Source organism: Brevundimonas bullata, assembly GCF_014207965.1.
In the GTDB taxonomy this organism is placed as follows: Bacteria; Pseudomonadota; Alphaproteobacteria; order Caulobacterales; family Caulobacteraceae; genus Brevundimonas; species Brevundimonas bullata_A.
Genome location: NZ_JACHLM010000004.1, coordinates 131,160 through 150,049 on the forward strand (window position 1 = coordinate 131,160; position 18,890 = coordinate 150,049).

Here is an 18,890-nt window from a genome sequence, read left to right on the forward strand (position 1 = left end):
GACGACGGCTCTATGGCGCTTCTCCCCGGCTAGCCGTCAGGCTCAGCCCATGCTCTGCATCTCATGCGTGGGCATCATGTTGGTGTTCAGGTGATACATCACCCAGACCGAGCCCGCGACGGCGATCACCACGATGACGATGGTGAAGATCAGCGCCAGCATGTTCCACCCGCCCTCGGACTTGTGGTTCATGTGCAGGAAGAAGACCATGTGCACCACGATCTGCACCACGGCGAAGGCCGTGATGATCAGACCCGTGGTCTGCGGCGCCAGGGCCTCGCTCATCACCAGCCAGAATGGGATCGCTGTCAGCACGACCGACAGCAGGAAACCGATCATATAGGTCTTGAACGAGCCGTGATCGTGGTCGTCGCCATGATGGTGATCATCGTGGTGATGGTCACTCAGAGTCTTGGCAGCGTGTTCGTTGTGGGCCTCGGCGCTCATCGCAGCATCCCGAACAGATAGACGAAGGTGAAGACGCCGATCCAGATGACGTCCAGGAAGTGCCAGAACAGGCTGAGGCACATCAGCCGGCGCTTGTTGGCCGGGATCAGGCCCTTCTGCCAGACCTGGATCATCAGCGTGACCAGCCAGATGATGCCGAAGGTGACGTGCAGACCGTGGGTGCCGACCAGAACGAAGAAGGCCGACAGGAAGCCGCTGCGCTGGGGCGTGGCGCCCAGGTGGATCATGTGGGCGAACTCATAGAGCTCGATCCCCAGGAAGCAGAGGCCGAACAGACCGGTGATCGCCAGCCAGGTCTGCATCTGGGCCGTACGGTTCTTGACCATGGCCAGCATGGCGAAGCCGTAGGTGATCGACGACATCAACAGCATCGACGTGTTCAGCGCCACCAGCGGCAGGTCGAACAGGTCCTTGGGCGCCGGGCCGGCGGCGTAGTTGCCGCCGATCACCGCATAGACGGCGAACAGCATCGCGAAGATGAGGCAGTCGCTCATCAGATACATCCAGAAGCCCAGCATGGTGCTGTGGCCTTCCGGGTGATGCGGCTCCTCGACCGGGTGGTAGATCGGCCGCCCGGCCTCGTCGACGTAGTCAGGGTTCAGGGAAGCTGCGTGGCTCATCAGATCATCCCTTCGCCGCTGCGGCCGCCAGGGCCTTTGTGTGCGCGTCCTCGGTCGCCTGCACCGTCTCGGTCGGGATGTAGTAGTCGCGCTTGTAGTTGAAGGTGTGGAAGATGGCGTAGGCGATCAGGGCGAAGAAGCTCAACGCCGCCAGCCACCACATGTACCAGATCAGGGCGAAGCCCATGACCGTCGACAGGCCGGCCAGGATCACCCCCGCCCCCGTGTTGGCCGGCATGTGGATGGGCCTGTAACCGTCGATCGGACGCTCATAGCCGCGCGCCTTCATGTCCCACCAGGCGTCCGAGTCGTGGATGATCGGCGTCTTGGCGAAGTTGTAGTTCGGCGGCGGCGACGACGTGGACCACTCCAGGGTGCGGCCATGCCAGGGATCGCCCGTCTCGTCGCGCAGCTTGTCGCGGTTGATGATCGAGACGGCGAACTGGATCAGCATGGCCAGGATGCCGACGGCGATGATGCCGGCGCCGACCGCCGCGATGATGAACCAGATCTGGTAGGACGGATCGTCGAAGACTCGCATCCGCCGTGTCACGCCCATGAAGCCCAGGACATAGAGCGGGGCGAAGGCGACCCAGAAGCCGACCACCCAGCACCAGAAGCTGACCAGCCCCCACTTCTTGTCCAGCTTGAAGCCGAAGGCCTTGGGCCACCAGAAGTTGATGGCCGCGAACAGGCCGAACAGCACGCCGGCGATGATGACGTTGTGGAAGTGGGCGATCAGGAACAGCGAGTTGTGCAGCACGAAGTCGGCCGGCGGCACCGCCAGCATGACGCCCGTCATGCCGCCGACCACAAAGGTCAGCATGAAGGCGACGGTCCACATCATCGGCAGCTCGAAGCGGATACGGCCGCGGTACATGGTGAACAGCCAGTTGAACAACTTGGCCCCGGTCGGGATCGAGATGATCATCGTCGTGATCCCGAAGAAGGAGTTCACGGACGCGCCCGAGCCCATGGTGAAGAAGTGGTGCAGCCACACCAGGTAGGACAGGATGGTGATGACCACCGTCGCATAGACCATGGACGTATAGCCAAAGAGCTTCTTGCCCGAGAAGGTCGAGGTGACTTCCGAGAAGACGCCGAACAGAGGCAGGATCAGGATATAGACCTCAGGGTGGCCCCAGATCCAGATGAGGTTCACGTACATCATCGGGTTGCCGCCGAAGTCGTTCGTGAAGAAGTTGGTGCCGAGGTAGCGGTCCGCCGTCAGCAAGGCCAGAACGGCGGTCAGCACCGGGAAGGACGCCACGATCAGGACGTTCGCGCACAGCGAGGTCCAGGTGAAGATCGGCATCTTCATCAGGCCCATGCCCGGCGCGCGCATCTTCACGATGGTCGCGATCAGGTTGATGCCGGACAAGGTGGTCCCCACCCCCGCGATCTGCAGCGCCCAGATGTAGTAGTCGACGCCGACGCCGGGGCTGTAGCCGATGCCCGACAGCGGCGGATAGGCCAGCCAGCCGGTGCGGGCGAACTCGCCGATGAACAGCGAGGCCATGACCAGCACCGCGCCCGCCGTCGTCATCCAGAAGCTGAAATTGTTCAGGAAGGGGAAGGAAACGTCCCGCGCCCCGATCTGCAACGGCACCAGATAGTTCATCAGGCCGGTGATCAGGGGCATGGCCACGAAGAAGATCATGATCACGCCGTGAGCGGTGAAGATCTGATCATAGTGGTGAGCGTTGAGGTAGCCCTCGGCCCCGCCGAAGGCCATGGCCTGCTGCAGGCGCATCATGATGGCGTCGGCGAAGCCGCGCAGGAACATGACCAATCCCAGGATCATGTACATGATGCCGATCTTCTTGTGATCGACCGTGGTGAACCATTCGGTCCAGAGATAGCCCCACAGCTTGTAGCGGGTGATCAGGGCCAGGGTCGTCAGACCGCCCAGCACGACGACGGCGAAGGTGGCGACCAGGATGGGTTCGTGGAACGGCAGGGCGTTCCAGTCCAGCCTTCCGAAGATCAGGGATGCGATGTGATCAATAGACATGTCGGTCAGGCGCTCAGGATTGCGACGCAGAGGGGGCGTCGGCGACGGTCGGCGCAGGAATGCGAGGGGCGAAGGGCCAGCCGGCGGCGGCGACTTCGGTGCGAGAGGCCTGACCCGGCCGGGTCAGGCCCCTGCCCATGATCTGTTCGGTGGGGGCCGAGCGGGTGATCTGGGCGGCCAGTTCCTGACGGCGGCGGCCTGCGTCCACGGCGGCCTTCTCGGCCTCCAGCGGGGTGCAGATCGCCATAACGTAGGACTCGCCTGAACCCAGGACGGCCTCGCCGCGACGGGCATACTTGTCATAGGCCAGCGGCCAGGTGGCGTGGACGGCGGTCAGACCCAGGCCGCCCTTCCTGTCGATGGCCATCATCTCGCCCATGCACATCTTGCCCGGCTCGACGCACATGTTCAGCACCGCGTCGAACAGGCCTTCATCGACCGAGGCATAGTGCAGTACCGGCACCTTCTCGCTGGGCTTTTCCAGCTCCAGGTAGGTTTCGCGATCCAGGCTCTTGCTGTCGGCGCGCACGCCCGCGACCCACTGGTCGAAGCCGGCCTGATCCAGACCGTGGAAGGCGAAGCGCATGTCCGAGAAGCCGTCGCCCGAATAGTTGGCCGAGAAGCCGACGTACTTGCCCGGACGGTTGATGACGGCGTTCATCTTCGTCTCCATGCCTGGCATGGCGTAGATCTGACCGGCCAGGGCGGGGATGTAGAAGGAGTTCATCACACCGGTCGAGGTGATGTGGAAGCGGATCGGCCGGTCCACCGGCGCGGCCAGTTCATTGACCGTGGCGATGCCGTACTCGGGGTAGATGAACAGCCACTTCCAATCCATGGCGACGACATTGACCTGAAGCGGCTCGACCCCGGCGGCGACGGGTTGCCCCTTGTTGATCCGATCCAGCGAACGATACGGATCCAGCAGATGGGTGCCCGACCAGGTGATGGCGCCCAGGCAGATGATGATCAGCAGCGGCGCAGCCCAGATCACCAGCTCCAGATGGGTCGAGTGGTCCCAGTCGGGCTCATACCGGGCTTCCTTGTTCGACTCCCGGTACTTCCAGGCGAAGAAGACGGTCAGCGCCATCACCGGGATGATGATGATCAGCATCAGCACCACCGACCAGACCAGCAGGTCGCGCTGCTGCGCCGCGATGTCGCCCGCAGGCGACAGGACGACGGCTTCGCACCCCGACATCAGGGCCAAAAGGGGCAGCAGCAATAGGGGTCGCAGGCGGCGCACGGCGGTTCCTGTTCGGGAAGAGGGCTCTGGCACGGTCATTGTGCGTCGCCCCTACCGCCGCCCGCCGAGGGGGGACATTGGACAATCCGTCCTATCCCCCGCGAAGATGATCGGGAGCAAATGACGGCTTTCGCCATTCTTACCATGTCGGCGCGCGTGTCGCGCCCGGGTCCAGGGAACGTCATCGGTCATGAACGCCACCAGCGGCGCGCCTTCTTCAGAGTCCCTCGAGCGGGACGCCAGCCACATCAACGCGCGACACGGCAAAATCGACGCCGGAGAAATTGCGATCGGCGTGATCATCGGTCGCACGTCGGAATTCTTCGACTTCTTCGTCTATGCGATCGCCTCGGTCGTGGTCTTCCCGCAGCTGGTCTTCCCCTATGCGGGACCACTGGGCGGGACCCTGCTGTCCTTCGCCGTCTTCGCCGTGGCCTTTATCGCCCGGCCGTTCGGCACGGCGCTGTTCATCGCCATCGACCGGCGCTTCGGACGCGGGACGAAGCTGACCATCGCCCTCTTCCTGATGGGGATTTCGACCGTCTGCCTCGGCTTCCTCCCCAGCTACGCCCAGGTCGGACACTGGGCGGCCGTCATGCTGATCGTCTTGCGCATCGGCCAGGGCGTGGCTCTGGGCGGCGCCTGGGACGGCATGGCCTCGCTGCTGGCTGTCAGCGCCCCGGCCAACCGTCGCGGCTGGTACGCCATGGTGCCGCAACTGGGCGCGCCCTTCGGCCTGATCGTGGCCAGCGCCCTGTTCGCCTACTTCCTCAGCAAGCTGTCGGCCGCCGACTTCCTCGACTGGGGCTGGCGCTATCCCTTCTTCGTGGCCTTCGCCATCAACGTGGTGGCCCTGTTCGCCCGCCTGCGCATCGTGGTGACGCCCGCCTTCCAGGCCGCCTTCGAGACGCTGGAGCTGCAGCCGACGCCGGTGCTTCAGGCCATCCGCGAGGAAGGTCCCAAGATCGTCATCGGGGCCTTCGCTCCGCTGGCCAGCTTCGCCATGTTCCACATGGTGACGGTCTTCCCCCTGTCCTGGGTCTTCCTCTACACGGAAGAAGCGCCCAGCCGCTTCCTGATCATCGAACTGATCGGCGCCGTTTTCGGCCTGGTCGCCATCCTGGCCTCGGGCTGGCTGGCCGACCGCTATGGCCGACGCGCCCTGCTGGCCGTCACCGCCGCCGGGATCGCTGCCTTCTCGGGCTTCGCGCCGCAGATGCTGGACGGCGGCCCGATGGGCGAGCTGGCCTACATGATCCTAGGCTTCGTCCTGCTGGGTCTGTCGTTCGGTCAGGCCTCGGGCGCCGTGGCTTCCAGCTTCAGCCTGACCAACCGCTACACCGCCTCGGCCCTGACCTCGGACCTGGCCTGGCTGTTCGGCGCCGGCTTTGCGCCCCTGGCGGCCCTGGCTCTGTCAGGCAAGTTCGGCCTGATAGCGGGCGGCGGCTACCTGCTGTCGGGCGCCGTCTTCACCCTGCTGGCCCTGTGGCTGAATCGTGAACTGGGACAGGGCCGGGCCGGCGCCAAGACCTAGGTCTTGAAGACCGACATACCTCATCTTATCTGGGGCGCGATCGGATCGCGCCCCATTTTTGTGCGTTCTGCAAGGGTCCTGACCGCGTAGCTGCGGCCGCGTCAGAACTTGCCAGGCTCCGAACGCCAACAAGGTTAGCGCCGATTAACGACAGGGCTTAAGCGCACGCTAAGCCTGTCTACTCGCTTGGAGTTAAGAGCCGACAAGTATCGTGTTGTTGAAATCAAGGGTGATGAGGACGTCATGACCAAGAAGATCTCGGCAAAACGCCGCATGTTTCTAGCTCTGGCCGCCTGTGCGGCCGCCATCCTGGCGCCCCAGGTCGCTGCCGCCGGCCCGACGGCGGGTCATTCCTACCGACTGCGCGCCACGGTGCCGGTCGCCTGCTGGGTGCGCCCCACGGGCACGGTCATGGCCGAAAACGGTCGCGCGGGCTCGGTCGTCGAAGCCTGCAACAGCCCCGGCGGCTTCACCGTCTCGGCCCAGTACCGCCCGCTCGCGGCCAGCGAGAAGGCCAAGATCGTCTATGGCGACCGGTCAATGAACCTGTCCAAGAGCGGCATGCTGGAACTGCGCCGCTCCAACATGGCGACGATCCGCACCGTCGATTATCGCTTCGACGAGGTCGAACTGGAGCAGCCGCTGATCCTGGCCCTGACCATTCAGCCCATCTAGGCTGAGCACAGGCTGAATACTGAAACGCCCCGCAGGATCTGCGGGGCGTTTTCGTTTCCGGCGAAATGATCGCGGCGTCAGATGGCCGCGACGGTGAAGGTCAGGGTGTCGCTGTACTCGCCTGCCCTCTTGCCCGACACATCGCCGATCCGCACGGTCAGCGGATAGTCGTCACGACGCGCCGTCTGGGACACGACATTGATCGTGTCCGTCCGCTGCAGATTGATGTCCTGAGCCCCGACCTTGAGGTTGTAGTCGACATACCAGGCCGTCGCGCCCTGGCGCAGGCGTCCACGGTTGGCCGAAGTGACGGAGACGCGGTAACCGCCCGTGCTGTGCACATAAAGGGCGGTGTTCAGCGGGCGCGGCCCCTCGGTCAGTTCGCCCAGGTCGATGACAGGCGTGCCGTTAGGACGCGAAAACTCGCCCTTGAGGCCTATGGCGGCGGCGGCGGCGAGATCAAGCACCAGAGTCACCGGACGCGTGGCGTGGATCGTCCCGTTGGCCTGCTCTACGAACAGGTTGGCGACCTGAGTATATCGCCCCTGAGCCACGCCCGCCTCAGGGAAGGCGGCGAAGGTGATGCGGGCCGGCAGTTGTTCGCCCTGCTTGATCGAGACGCTGGTCCCGTTCCGCCTTGCGCTCTCGCCTGATCGCGGCGTGATATCGACGCCGCCGTAATCGACATCGACAAGCGTATAGCGCACGCGGTTGGCGCCGCCCGGGGTCGTCAGACCGAACGCTTCGGCTTGCAGCGAGGCCAGGATATTGCCGTTGCAGGGGGTCCTCCCGCTGTTCACCAGCAGGACGTCGAAGGTGCGCTGGGCGATTTCGTCTTCCAGGGGGTTGTAGCGGATCACCCACTGATCCAGCGCCGGCTGGATCGTCAGATTGCACTTGTCCTGGGCCGAGGCTTGACCGGGGATCAGCGCCAACAGACCAAGGGCCGCAACGGCGGCGAAGGATTTCGAGAGGGTGGAGACCATGATCGTCTTCCTTCCGTTCATTGGTCGGTGATGTCGACCGACACGGCGACAGTCTTGAGATCCAGCAGACCTTCGTTGTCGGCTGGAACCGTGAATTCGAACCCGGCGGCGGGCGAAGTGAAGAGCTCGACCCGATAGGTCTTGCCCGGGATCAGCTTCTGAATGGCGAACCGCCCGACCGAGTTGGTGAAGAACAGCTCCGGCTCGGCCGTGGGATCATCAAGCAAACGAACGCGACCCGAGATCAACGCCGCTGGCTTGCCGGCGTTGCCGACCATCCGGCCCAGAGCCGAGACGAAGGCGTCGCTGCCGACCTGGATGGCGTAGCCGCTCTTGTAGCCGGGCCGAACGCGCCGCACGCCTTCGCCGATGTCGTAGCCCGGCGGCACGCCCAGCACGTCATAACGCACCGACTGATCGACATAGGAGGTCAGGGTGTTGGACACCGCCGGCCCCAGGGCGCCGCTGCGCGAGGTGTAGTTTCCGCGCTCGAACGACTCGCCGACGATCACCGGCTTATCTTCCAGCGACTGGTGCGGATAAAGAATGGCGAAGCTGTCGTAGATGTTGCGCCCGATGGCGACCTTGCCGCCCGCCGTCGAGATCGAGGCGCCGACGCGCAGCGAGGTCACCTGCTCGTCGGTGATGTTGCTGAAGCTCTGACCGAACGTCGTATGCGTCAGGCTGGCGTCGAAGCGGTTGGCGATATAGTCGAGCTGGCCGCTGAGCGTGCCGGGCCCGTCGTCATAGGTCGAAGCCACCGAGTAGCCGAACGATCCCACGCGGTTCTCAGGTGACTGCTGGAAGCGCAGGCTGCCGCTATTGCGCGCCGAACTGTATCGAGCCTCGCCACGGCGGTCGTAGCGCGGCTGCCAGACCAGGGCGACGGTCACGCCGACGCCGTCGCTGGAGCCCGTGCCGAAGTTACCGCCATAGTCGACCCATTCGGCACCAACCTGAACACTCCACTCCGGAGCGAAGCGATAGGAGCTGACAGCACTCAGCGAATAGGAGTCGTTGGTAGTCCCGCGCCCCAGCCGGTAGGAAGCGCTAGCCGTTGCATTCCAGGCATCGGAAAACTGGTGCGAATAAGCGCCGGTGAGCGCCCAGGACGTCGAGTTATCTCCGAACGCATTGCCCAGGGTGGCGTAGTCCTCAGACGTATAGTCGGCCACGACCGTCCAACTGTCGTAGGTACCGCCCAGATCGACGAAGTGGTCATAGCTCAGCGCATAGGCGTAACCTGCCCCCCTGTCAGCGTTGCTGGCAGAGGCGTTCAGTTGCAGACGCGCACCGTTGCGCAGAATGAACTGGGTCTGGCCGGTGACGTTCTGAACATCTTCGGACGCCTGCAAGCCCAAGCCGACGGCTGGCTTGTTCAAGAAGGCCTTACGCCAGAATCCGCTGAAGGCCAGCGAGCCGTCGGAATAGTCGGGCGAACCGAACGTCCCGGAATTGGTCACGCCCAGATAGGCGCCGTACTCGTAATCCCCCGGCTCCAGTTCGATCGAGTCCAGATAGGCGCTGTAGGACACCATCTCGCGGCGACCTGACTCGTTCTGGATTTCCAACTGGACGTCGTTCGAGCCTGTTTGGAGCGGCAGATTGGACAGGTCGTACTGGCCTGGGTCCAGCTTGAACTCACGCACGAAGACGCCGTTGCGCAACACGCGCACGGTTGAGGATTCCTGCAGCACGAGCTGGCGACCGCCAGACAAGCCGTTGTTGCGGAAGCTATTGAAGCGTTGCGTCTGGCGCGTCACGCCAACGCCGCCCATTTCGGCGAAGCCCTGACGACCGCGTGTCTCGACGTTCAGATCGCCCAGAAACCAGCGACGGTACTCAGCGGGTTGATCGAAAACGAAGCGAGCGTAGCGGCGCTCGATCTCGTAATCGCCCGAAGATTGATCTTCGCGTCCTTGAACATCGGCCTCCAGCACCACGCCCTTGTAGCGGACGGCGCCGTTCAAGAAGACGCTGGGCGAGGTCACGTCGCCCGTCGACTGGCGTCGCGACACGGCCAGGTTGGTGTTCAGATAGGCGCTGAAGTTTTCGGGCGCCTCTCCCGGCTCCTCGGGCCGACCGCCCTGGAACAGGGATTCGACCGAGCGTTTGGTCGGATCGATGCGCAGCACCAGAACCGCCAGCTGATCCGGGTCATAGTCCAGCGAAATGCCGGTGGCGTTGATCTCCTCCGGGGCGAAGGACTCCACGCCTTCCAGTTGCGTCTTCAGCTCGGCTTGCGCCTCGGGCGTCAGCAGGGGATCGATCAGCGCCCGGAACCCGGCGCTCTCGACGATGAAGCGGTCGTCGCGCGTCAGCAGCACCGGCATTTCGCCCAGCACGCGACGGTTGAAGTTCAGCGGCACCGTCATGGCGATGTCGCGGTCGTAGGGATTGATGTTGGGGCGCGTCTGCGGCGCAGCAGCAGAAGCGGGCGCGCTCGGCGCCGGGGCCACGGCCTCCGACGCCTGCTCTGCCGCCTGAGAGGCAGCCTGCATCAAGCCCACGACATGGGCGTGCGCCCAACCACTGGGCGTCGCCATGACCGCGGTCGCCAGCACGAGCTTTGAGGCTGCGCCCCGCAGCGTCTTTCTTCCGGCCGTCGTCATCGTGCGAATCGCACGCTCACCGGCTTGGCCGGATCCAGCTCGACACCGGTCGGCACCTTGAACGTCCGCTTGCCGCCTAGGGGAGCCAGGTAGCCGACGCCGACTATCTGCGAGATTTCATCGCCAGTGAATTCACGATGGAAGGGCTGCCCAGCCTTGTCCGTCCCCTCCATGATCCAGGTCGCGCCGCTCATCAGCGCGTAGCGCTTGCCGGTATTGGCGACCACGATCTCGACGCCGGGCTGCGCAGGGGGCGGCGGCGAGGCTTCACCGCCGCTGAGGCTGGGATCGACCTCGGGCTCCGGCGGGGTGACCATGGCCGGCACAGCAGACAAAACTTCGACCTTGGGCTGAGCACCAGGCGGGGCCACGACGATCAGCGCTTTCATCGTATAGAGAACCTGAACCGAGAGCGAACCGCCGCTGTCGGGCGTGGTCGGATCGACCTGCACAGGCAGCTGCTTCACCCACAGGTAGTAGGCGCTCGAGGATTCGATGGTTGGTTCGCCGACCCACTGCACACGCACGACCTGACGGCCGCCGACCGGCACCAAGCCCTGCGGCGGGAAGACCAGGAAATCCTCGTCAGCCGGCGTCTCGACGATATTGCCGTCGGCGTCTATATCCATCCGCGTAATCAGGGTTTCGAACGGCAGAGCCGCCGAGCCGACATTGCCGACCTCGATCCGGGCCGCCGAACCGGCGCCCGTCGTGGTCAGTTCCGACACCATGGGCGAGACGCGCATGGCCCAGGCGGCTGACATGACCAGCAGACCCGCAACAAGCCCGCCGGCCAGGGCGGCCAGGCGGCTGCCGCGCATGAAGCGAAAATCAGATCGCAGCATCAATCATTACTCCCCCGAGGCCGTCCGCGGACCGCCGTCTCAAGAACTCAGTGCAGGCCAGGCCCGCCGCCGCAACGCCCATTGCGCGCGGCGAACAGCCTAACGAGCAATGGTCACTGAAACGAAAACGGGGAGGGCGAAACGCCCTCCCCGACGTCTTGCGTCTTAAGGCTGCTTACTGAGCAGCGATGAGCACCTGGAAGGAGCTCGTGTAGTTGCCGGCCAGCAGGGCTTGGGTCGGCTGCGGCACCAGAACCGTCAGGTTCATCGGCGACTTCCAAGCGCCGTTGGCTTGGTCCTCGGTCAGATCGCCTTCAACCATGGTCAGGGTGCGGCCGATGGCGGCGCCGCCGCCAGCAACCTGCGAAGCGCCCTGATACGAAGCCGTCACGCGGTACGGCAGCTTGTTGGTGAAGACGGCGTTGTCGAAGCCCGAGTTCGAGTTGTTGGTCATGTCAGCCACGGCGCGGCTCAGCGTGACCGTGTTGTTGGTGTTGCAGCCGGCCAGGTTGGTCTGGATCGTCAGGACGGCCGGAGCGACCATGGTGAAGGCGGCGTTCGGGCCGGTGTTGTCGCCAGCGTAGATGCCCAGGGTGCCGAAGTCGAAGTCCTCGGTGCTGTTGTCGCCCGAGTAATAGACGCAGTCCTTCGAAACAGCGTCCTTCAGCGAGAAGGTAGCGCTGTCATTGCCGACGGCGCCCACGTCACCGGCCGACAAGCCGACAGCGTGCCAAGCCGACTGCTGAGCACCGCCATTGGCGGCGCGCAGGCCGTTAGCCAAGGTTTCAGCAAACGCCTGGCCGGGGCCAGCATTGGCCGACGGAACGTTGACGGTCGAACCCGGCGTGATCACGCCGAAGAAGTTGGTGCTGTTGTTGGTGTACTGGCCCTTGTTGATGACCTGCACGGCTTGAGCCGAAGCGGCCGAGGCGGTCAGGGCGGCGACGGCGACGCCGGCCAGAATCGAAGCGATTTTCATAGGAATTCTCCAGGTGAGGTTCTGACGAAACTTGTCGACCGAGATGAACAAGCTCCCCCGATCTGCAAACAACATAACAAAACGTAAAAATACAAGTCAACGGAAAATACCGTCGTTAGGCATGATTGTGTCGATTCAACTCGTAGGCGAGAAATATATTTTCCACCTTATACGCAGAAGGCGATCGCCCAACACATGAGCGATCGCTTGATTTACATAAGATTTGATCTTTATAGTTAAGCTTATTGCTTTAACTACTACACGCGCGGCGCCAACGTGATGTTGAGAACCTCCGAATACTCGCCCGCAAGCAAACCCGCTTCAGTCGGTCGGTTCGTGAGAATCCGGATGCGGCCGCCGCCCTGGGCGATGCCCTCGCCGCTGCTCAGCGTCTTCTTGGCGACCAGGTTTTCGCTGGCGAAGGTCCCGCTCAAGACCGCCGGGATCGGGTTGATCGTCGGAATGGCGACGTTCAGCGTGTAACCCAGCCGTCCCGCGAACGGCCCTTCGCCGCGCGGCTTGTTGACGTGCGCCAGGCCGCCGCCTTGCGACTGGAAGCTGATGTCGAACGGGACATTGCAGGCCAGACCGAAATCGGCCTCGACCTGCTGGCCGCCCGTCAGTTCGCCGAAGTCGATGTCGCCGCCGCCCGACAGACGGCAGCTGGCGGTGATCTTGCCCTTGACGATGACGTCCAGGCTGCTCGCCGAGCCGCTGTCGCTAACGGTTTCGGCAGAAGCCGCCGTGACGGTGGTCGCCGCCAGCACCAGAGCCATCAGGCCGGCCGCTTGCGCCATCGAACGCACCGTCGCGCGCTTCCCCTCGGAAGTGGTCAGAAACAAGCCCACTATTCGCCTCCCCTAGCCGCAACTCGCGGCTCCCCCGCCACCAGGAGGGGGTTCGTAGGTCAGCGTTCCAAGAGCCATGCCATCCCGAAATGGCACACCCCCTCAGCGGGCGCAGCGTCAGCCCCTCGCCGCAAGGGTTAATGAAACGTTAACGGACGCGGTTCTACGAGCGCCGTTAAGGTTTGACAAGCTTTCGCTTCATTTTGGGACAACGTCGAAATTTGCGTTGAGAAATCAACCCGCCTTGGCGCGACGCCGCCAGGCGGTCAGCAGGTGTTCGGTATAGCCGTTGGGCTGCTCGCGCCCCTTGAACACCAAATCGCAGGCGGCATTCCACGCGGGGCCGTCAAAGGCCGGCGCCAGCGGGCGATAGACGGGATCGCCCGCGTTCTGACGATCCACCACGACGGCCATCCGCTCCAGCGCCGCCCTCACCTCGCCTTCCGTGACCACGCCGTGGCGTAGCCAGTTGGCCAGATGCTGGCTGGAAATGCGCAGCGTGGCCCGGTCCTCCATCAGGCCGACGTCGTGGATGTCCGGCACCTTGGAGCAGCCGACGCCCTGATCGATCCAGCGCACGACATAGCCAAGGATGCCCTGGGCGTTGTTGTCCAGCTCCTGACAGATCTCCGCCGCGCTCGGGGCCTCCGTCGCGAACGGGGGAGTCAGCAGAGCCGTCAGTCCCGTGGCGGGGCGCGCGGCGATCTCGGCCTGACGCGCCCAGACGTCGACCTCATGATAATGCAGGGCGTGCAGGGCCGCCGCCGTCGGCGACGGGACCCAGGCGGTCGAGGCCCCGGCGCGCGGATGCCCCGCCTTGGTCGCCAGCATCTCACCCATGCGGTCGGGCGCGGCCCACATGCCCTTGCCGATCTGGGCGCGTCCAGTCAGACCCGCTTTCAGGCCGATATCGACGTTGCGGTCCTCGTAGGCCTTGATCCAGCCGGTGTTGCGGATGGCCTCTTTACGAACGACCGGCCCGCCTTCCATCACCGAATGGATCTCGTCGCCGGTGCGATCGAGGAAGCCGGTGTTGATGAAGGCGACCCTGCCCTTCGCCGCCGCGATGCAGTTGGCCAGGTTGACGCTGGTGCGCCGCTCCTCGTCCATGATGCCCATCTTCAGCGTCAACGGCGGCAGCCCCACCATCTTCTCGACGGCGCCGAAGACGGCGTCGGCGAAGGCGACCTCCGCCGAGCCGTGCATCTTGGGCCGCACCACATAGATGGAGCCGGCGGAGCTGTTGCGCTGATCCGCCGGACGCTTCAGGTCGTGCAGGCCGATCAGGCCGGTCATGGCGATGTCGATCAGGCTCTCGGGGACCTCGCGCCCCTCCCCGTCCAGCACCGCATCGGTGGTCAGATGCAGGCCGACGTTGCGCACCATCAGCAGGCTGCGCCCCCTCAGAGCGAAGGCCGATCCGTCCGGCGCCGTGTAGGAACGGTCGCCGTTCATGCGCCGCTGCATCGTCTGGCCGTCCTTGACGAAGCCCGCCGACAGGTCGCCGCGCATCAGGCCCAGCCAGTTGGCATAGACCAGCCGCTTGTCCTCGGCGTCCACCGCCGCGACGCTGTCCTCGGCGTCGGCGATCACCGACAGCGCCGCCTCGACGACGACGTCGGCCACGCCCGCCGGATCGGTGCGCCCGATGGCATGGGCGCGGTCGATGACGATCTCCAGATGCAGGCCGTTGTGGCGCAGCAGGACGCCCGAGGGCGCCGCCGCCTCGCCCGCATGGCCGGCGAAGGCCGCCGCGCTCGCCAGGCCCGTTTCAATTCCGCCTTCCAGAGTGACGATCAGCCGCCCATGCTCGACCCTGTATCCCGTCGCCTGGGCGTGCGAGCCCGCCCCCAGAGGCGCCGCCTGATCCAGCAGGGCGCGGGCGCGGGCGATGACCTTGGCGCCACGCTCGGGATCATAGCCGCCGCCCTTTGGCGCCTCGCCCAGCGCGTCCGTGCCGTACAGGGCGTCATACAGACTGCCCCAGCGCGCATTGGCGGCGTTCAGGAGATAGCGGGCGTTGGTCAGGGGCACGACCAACTGCGGCCCGGCCATGGTGGCGATCTCGGGATCGACATTGGCGGTTTCGGCGCGAACATCGGCCCGTTCTCGCTCGATGTAACCGATCTCGCGCAGGAAGGCCTGATAGGCCTCGGGGTCCGGCTGACCCGGATGGGCGCGGTGCCAGTCGTCCAGTTGGGCCTGAAGCTCGTCGCGGCGCGCCAATAGCGCCGGGTTCTTCGGCGCATGCTCCGCCAGCAGCCCCTCCACCCCGGCCCAGAAGGCGTCGGGCGCGACGCCCGTGCCCGGCGCGGCTTCGTCGCGGACGAAGGCGTCCAGCTCGGCGGCGACGCTCAGGCTTCCGTGACGGACATAGGTGGTGGACATGGCGACTCTCCCTTGAGCCTCAACCCTAGCGGGGCGCCCGCAACCTAGCCACGGCGAAGATCGACGGCTATCTTTGCCGAAAATGCAATGACGAGACCGCGCCATGCTGGCCGAGTATGAGATCTTCGTCCGGGCGCTGGAGGAAGGCAGCCTGTCCGCCGCCGCCCGCCGTCTGGACCTGTCGCCCGCCGTGGCCTCGCGCCGGCTGGCGCGACTGGAGGACCGGCTGGGGGTAAGGCTGATCGAGCGCACCTCGCGGCGGCTGGCCCCGACCGAGGCCGGGCGGCTGGTCTATGACCGCGCCATGCAGTTGCTGGACGGGGTCGAGGATCTGGAGGCCTTGGTGTCGCGCCGCACCACCCAGGCGCGCGGCTTGCTGCGGGTCTCGGCCCCGACCTCGTTCGGGCGGCGACGGCTGGCCCCGCTGCTGACGCCCTTCCTCGACGCCCATCCCCGGCTGACGCTGGAACTGAACCTCAGCGACGCCTTCGTCGACCTGATGGCCGAGGACGTGGACGTGGCTGTGCGCATCGGCAGCTATGAGGCGGGCGATCCCGCCATGCACCGCCTGGCCCCAAACCGCCGCGTCCTATGCGCTGCACCGTCCTATCTGGCCGAGCACGGCGCGCCGCAGACGCTGGACGACCTCCGCCATCACGCCCAGCTCGCGGCCGAGAACCAGTCGGCCTGGCGCCTGGAAGGCCCCGACGGCCCCGTCACCTTCCGCGCCCGCAGCCGGGTGCGGACCAATTCGTCAGAGGTGGCGCGTGAATTGGTTCTGGCCGGAGCCGGCGTCGCTCTGCGCTCGACCTGGGACGTGGGCGAGGAACTGCGCGACGGGCGCCTGCTGCGGGTCTTGCCGCAGTATGCGGGGGCCTCCGACGTAGCCGTCTTCGCCCTGACAGCCGGGCGGGCCCGCGCCGAAAACCGGGTCCGGGCCTTTATCGACTTCCTGGCCGGCCTCTATGGCGATGTGCCAGAATGGGACAAATGACCCCTTCCTTCTCCCCTTGAGGGAGAAGGTGGATTGCGAAGCAAGACGGATGAGGGGTGCGAAGAAGCTTGGTTGGCGAAACCCGATCAACCTCGCGCCGACACCCCTCATCCGGCCCTGACGGGCCACCTTCTCCCTCAAGGGGAGAAGGTGCGCAGATATTACTGCGCCGCCGTCGTCGCCTTCGGCTTCAGATAGCGGTCCAGCCAGGCGGCCATTTCCCACTGGGTGTGGCCGACCGATTCCCGCGCCCGATAGCCATGGTCCTCCAGCGGCAGGACGACATAGCGCGCTGTCGCGCCATTGCCTTTCAGCGCCGCATAGAAACGCTCCGACTGGATCGGGAAGGTGCCCGAGTTGGCGTCGGCCTCGCCGTGGATCAGCAGGATCGGCTCATTGACCTTGTCGGCATAGGCGAAGGGCGACATGGCGTTATAGGTCTCGGTCGCCTCCCAGTAGGAGCGCTGCTCGGCCTGGAAGCCGAACGGCGTCAGGGTGCGGTTATAGGCGCCCGAACGCGCGATGCCGGTCTTGAACAGATCGGTGTGGGCCAGCAGGTTGGCCGTCATGAAGGCGCCGTAGGAGTGGCCGCCCACCGCGATCCGGTCGCGGTCGGCGACGCCCAGGGCCACCACCGCATCGACCGCCGCCTTGGCGCTGGCCGACAACTGCTCGATGTAGGTGTCGTTAGGCTCGGCCCCGTCGCGACCGATGATCGGCATCGTCGGGTTGTCGAGGATGGCGTAGCCCTGGGTCAGCAGGAACAGGTGGCTGATGCCTGCCGGACGCACGAAGCGGTTCTCGGTGTCCACGACCTGACCGGCCACGGCGGCGTCGGTGAACTCGGCCGGATAGGCCCACATCAGCAGCGGCAGCGGACCGTCGCGATCCTTATCGTAGCCGGCCGGCAGATAGAGGGTGCCCGACAGTTGGACCCCGTCGTCGCGGGTATAGGTGATCAGCTCGCGCTTCACGTCGGCCAGTTGCGGCGCCGGATCGGGGAACTGGGTCAGCTGGGTCACGCCGCCGTCCAGGTCGCGCAGACGCAGGTTGGCCGGATCGGTGCGGCTTTCGCGATAGGTGACCAGCTTGCGGCCCGCGTCGTCCAGGATGCCGACGACGGTTTCGTATTCGCCCTGGGCTGCACGCCACAGACGCTCCGTCTCGCCGGTCTTCAGGTCCAGGGTGTCAAGGAAGGGATAAGCGCCCTGACGCGTGGCGCCGTCGCCCTCGACGAAGACCTTGGAGCCGTCGGCGGTGAAGCGAATGGTCGAACGACCGCGCGCATTGGGCTCGACGACCACCGAGCCCGGATCATTGTAGCGGTCCTGATAGTTGCGATCGACCAGGACGCGGCCAGCACCGGGGTTGGACGGATCGACCAGGGTGCGGGTCTCGTGGCGGGTGTTGAACCAGCGGCTGTTGACGATGGCCACGTCGTCGCGGCCCCACTGCACGCCGGAATAACGCTCCTTCAGGTCCACCAGGGTGCGCGGGCGATCATTGAACGGCGCTTGCAGCATCAGGACCCGGTCGCGCACCTCGGCGGCGTTGCGCGGATCGCCGCCGTCCTGGGCCTCGACCCAGACCAGGGTGGCGTCGGCGTCGGCGCGCCACTGGGCCGCGCGCGGGCCAGGGGCCACGGCGTCGAACGGCGTCGGCACATTGTCGCGCAGCGGCAGGTCGGCGACGCGGTGCGCCTCACGCCCGTTCAGGTCGGTGATGATCACCTCCGCCGGGAACAGGCTGGCGGGCACAACGTAGGAATAGGGTTTCTTGACCCGCGTCTGCAGGATGTAGCGGCCGTCCGGCGACACGGAGGCGCCCAGGAAGACGCCCGGCTGGCCGATGGTGCGGGCGCGGCCGTTGAGCGGCACGATGGTCAGCTGGCTGGTGAAGTAGTGGTCGAACAGGGCCTCGTCGCCGGCGTCAGCCAGCAGGTCCTGATAGGTGCGCACCGGGGCCGCACGGCCGCCGGTCTCGGCCACGGTCGGGCCCGAGGGCGGGCGCGTCACGTCGGGCGCGGCGCGGCGACCGGCGGGCACGGCCTGAACCAGCAGACCTGAGGCGTCGGGCAGCCAGCTGAAGCCCGCGCCATTCGCGGCGTTGACCGTCGGTCCCGTCAGGCGGCGCGCCTGGGCCGAGGCCACGTCGGCGGTCCACAGTTCCAGCCCGTTCGGGGTGTTCAGCAGGAAGGCCACGGCCTTGCCGTTCGGGGCCCAGCTGACATTGGTCAGGCGCGCATTGGCGGGCAGACCCGAGACGACGCGCGCCGCGCCACCCTCGACGGCCTGGAAGCTGAGGCCCGTCAGCCAGGTGACGCGGCTGTTGGCCGGGCCGTTGTTCTGCGGATTGATGCGGTATCCCGCCAGGCGCAGCATGGGCTCGGCCAGTTCGGCGATGCTCGGCAGGTTCGAGCGATCTTGCAGCAGAAGGGTCTGGCGATCCGGGCTGAGGCTGGCCGTCGGGTTGGGCTTGGAATCGAGGATCTGCGCGATCGGCTGCGGCGGCTGCTGATAGGTCGGCGCGGCAGGGGCCTGAGCGGCCGCGGGCATGGCCAGCGCAGGCACGGCCGCCAGAATGACCAGCGCAGGCAGGGCCTGCTTCAACAGTTGACGACGCATGATGTTTTTTCCCCGACTTCGCGCCCGCAAACGCCGGGCGCAAAAGGTCTAGGGGCG

14 protein-coding genes are annotated in these 18,890 nt (G+C 65.6%); 3 read left to right on the forward strand and 11 right to left on the reverse strand.

Translation table 11 applies throughout. From position 1 onward, the window contains the following. Nucleotides 1-42: 42 nt before the first annotated feature. The 4 genes from cyoD to cyoA are packed head-to-tail and all read right to left on the reverse strand — an operon-like array spanning nucleotide 43 to nucleotide 4,348. Nucleotides 43-447, reverse strand: a complete 405-nt coding sequence (cyoD, locus tag HNP51_RS12605; protein WP_184270954.1) for a cytochrome o ubiquinol oxidase subunit IV — start codon at nucleotides 445-447, stop codon at nucleotides 43-45. Beyond that, complete coding sequence (gene cyoC / locus HNP51_RS12610) at nucleotides 444-1,088, reverse strand: cytochrome o ubiquinol oxidase subunit III (RefSeq protein WP_184270957.1); 645 nt, start codon at nucleotides 1,086-1,088, stop codon at nucleotides 444-446. The genes cyoD and cyoC overlap by 4 nt, the downstream gene beginning before the upstream one ends. A gap of 4 nt (nucleotides 1,089-1,092) precedes the next feature. Then, nucleotides 1,093-3,102, reverse strand: a complete 2,010-nt coding sequence (gene cyoB / locus HNP51_RS12615) for a cytochrome o ubiquinol oxidase subunit I (protein WP_184270959.1) — start codon at nucleotides 3,100-3,102, stop codon at nucleotides 1,093-1,095. A 13-nt stretch (nucleotides 3,103-3,115) separates the two neighbouring features. Further along, nucleotides 3,116-4,348: a ubiquinol oxidase subunit II gene (cyoA, locus tag HNP51_RS12620; RefSeq protein ID WP_184270962.1), complete on the reverse strand. Its 1,233-nt coding sequence runs from the start codon at nucleotides 4,346-4,348 to the stop codon at nucleotides 3,116-3,118. 190 nt (nucleotides 4,349-4,538) lie between these two features. Here cyoA and HNP51_RS12625 point away from each other — a divergent pair, with 190 nt between their 5' ends. Next, on the forward strand, nucleotides 4,539-5,882 hold the full coding sequence (locus HNP51_RS12625) for an MFS transporter (RefSeq protein ID WP_184270965.1): 1,344 nt from the start codon (nucleotides 4,539-4,541) through the stop codon (nucleotides 5,880-5,882). Between the two features lie 243 nt (nucleotides 5,883-6,125). Then, complete coding sequence (locus HNP51_RS12630; RefSeq protein ID WP_184270967.1) at nucleotides 6,126-6,557, forward strand: hypothetical protein; 432 nt, start codon at nucleotides 6,126-6,128, stop codon at nucleotides 6,555-6,557. Between the two features lie 77 nt (nucleotides 6,558-6,634). On the opposite strand, the gene HNP51_RS12635 is transcribed toward HNP51_RS12630, so the two are convergent. The 6 genes from HNP51_RS12635 to HNP51_RS12660 all read right to left on the reverse strand — a co-directional run bounded on the left by HNP51_RS12635 (nucleotide 6,635) and on the right by HNP51_RS12660 (nucleotide 15,215). Further along, the gene (locus HNP51_RS12635; protein WP_184270970.1) at nucleotides 6,635-7,543 is read right to left on the reverse strand and encodes a hypothetical protein; all 909 of its coding nucleotides are present in this window, start codon (nucleotides 7,541-7,543) and stop codon (nucleotides 6,635-6,637) included. Nucleotides 7,544-7,560: 17 nt separating this feature from the next. Then, entirely contained in the window at nucleotides 7,561-10,089 is a 2,529-nt protein-coding gene (locus HNP51_RS12640; RefSeq protein WP_184270973.1) for a hypothetical protein, read from the reverse strand. Nucleotides 10,090-10,151: 62 nt separating this feature from the next. Next, nucleotides 10,152-11,000 (reverse strand): molecular chaperone, encoded by an 849-nt coding sequence (locus tag HNP51_RS12645; protein ID WP_184270976.1) that lies wholly within the window; start codon nucleotides 10,998-11,000, stop codon nucleotides 10,152-10,154. Between the two features lie 175 nt (nucleotides 11,001-11,175). Next, nucleotides 11,176-11,979, reverse strand: a complete 804-nt coding sequence (locus HNP51_RS12650) for a hypothetical protein (protein WP_184270979.1) — start codon at nucleotides 11,977-11,979, stop codon at nucleotides 11,176-11,178. Nucleotides 11,980-12,236: 257 nt separating this feature from the next. Continuing rightward, nucleotides 12,237-12,821, reverse strand: coding sequence for a hypothetical protein (locus tag HNP51_RS12655; RefSeq protein ID WP_184270982.1), 585 nt, complete (start codon nucleotides 12,819-12,821; stop codon nucleotides 12,237-12,239). Between the two features lie 240 nt (nucleotides 12,822-13,061). Then, nucleotides 13,062-15,215: a malate synthase G gene (locus tag HNP51_RS12660; RefSeq protein ID WP_184270985.1), complete on the reverse strand. Its 2,154-nt coding sequence runs from the start codon at nucleotides 15,213-15,215 to the stop codon at nucleotides 13,062-13,064. A 103-nt stretch (nucleotides 15,216-15,318) separates the two neighbouring features. Between HNP51_RS12660 and HNP51_RS12665 the strand changes: the two genes are divergently transcribed. Then, complete coding sequence (locus HNP51_RS12665; RefSeq protein WP_184270988.1) at nucleotides 15,319-16,209, forward strand: LysR family transcriptional regulator; 891 nt, start codon at nucleotides 15,319-15,321, stop codon at nucleotides 16,207-16,209. Nucleotides 16,210-16,370: 161 nt separating this feature from the next. Here HNP51_RS12665 and HNP51_RS12670 read toward each other — a convergent pair whose 3' ends face one another. Continuing rightward, nucleotides 16,371-18,833, reverse strand: coding sequence for a prolyl oligopeptidase family serine peptidase (locus HNP51_RS12670; RefSeq protein ID WP_184270991.1), 2,463 nt, complete (start codon nucleotides 18,831-18,833; stop codon nucleotides 16,371-16,373). Nucleotides 18,834-18,890 lie beyond the last annotated feature (57 nt).

Excerpts from the sequence above, each read along its gene's own strand:
- cyoD (WP_184270954.1), bottom strand. The coding sequence starts at position 447 with ATGAGCGCCGAGGCCCACAACGAACACGCTGCCAAGACTCTGAGTGAC.
- cyoC (WP_184270957.1), bottom strand. The coding sequence starts at position 1,088 with ATGAGCCACGCAGCTTCCCTGAACCCTGACTACGTCGACGAGGCCGGG.
- cyoB (WP_184270959.1), bottom strand. The coding sequence starts at position 3,102 with ATGTCTATTGATCACATCGCATCCCTGATCTTCGGAAGGCTGGACTGG.
- HNP51_RS12625 (WP_184270965.1), top strand. The coding sequence starts at position 4,539 with ATGAACGCCACCAGCGGCGCGCCTTCTTCAGAGTCCCTCGAGCGGGAC.
- HNP51_RS12630 (WP_184270967.1), top strand. The coding sequence starts at position 6,126 with ATGACCAAGAAGATCTCGGCAAAACGCCGCATGTTTCTAGCTCTGGCC.
- HNP51_RS12635 (WP_184270970.1), bottom strand. The coding sequence starts at position 7,543 with ATGGTCTCCACCCTCTCGAAATCCTTCGCCGCCGTTGCGGCCCTTGGT.
- HNP51_RS12640 (WP_184270973.1), bottom strand. The coding sequence starts at position 10,089 with ATGGCGACGCCCAGTGGTTGGGCGCACGCCCATGTCGTGGGCTTGATG.
- HNP51_RS12645 (WP_184270976.1), bottom strand. The coding sequence starts at position 11,000 with ATGCTGCGATCTGATTTTCGCTTCATGCGCGGCAGCCGCCTGGCCGCC.
- HNP51_RS12650 (WP_184270979.1), bottom strand. The coding sequence starts at position 11,979 with ATGAAAATCGCTTCGATTCTGGCCGGCGTCGCCGTCGCCGCCCTGACC.
- HNP51_RS12660 (WP_184270985.1), bottom strand. The coding sequence starts at position 15,215 with ATGTCCACCACCTATGTCCGTCACGGAAGCCTGAGCGTCGCCGCCGAG.
- HNP51_RS12665 (WP_184270988.1), top strand. The coding sequence starts at position 15,319 with ATGCTGGCCGAGTATGAGATCTTCGTCCGGGCGCTGGAGGAAGGCAGC.
- HNP51_RS12670 (WP_184270991.1), bottom strand. The coding sequence starts at position 18,833 with ATGCGTCGTCAACTGTTGAAGCAGGCCCTGCCTGCGCTGGTCATTCTG.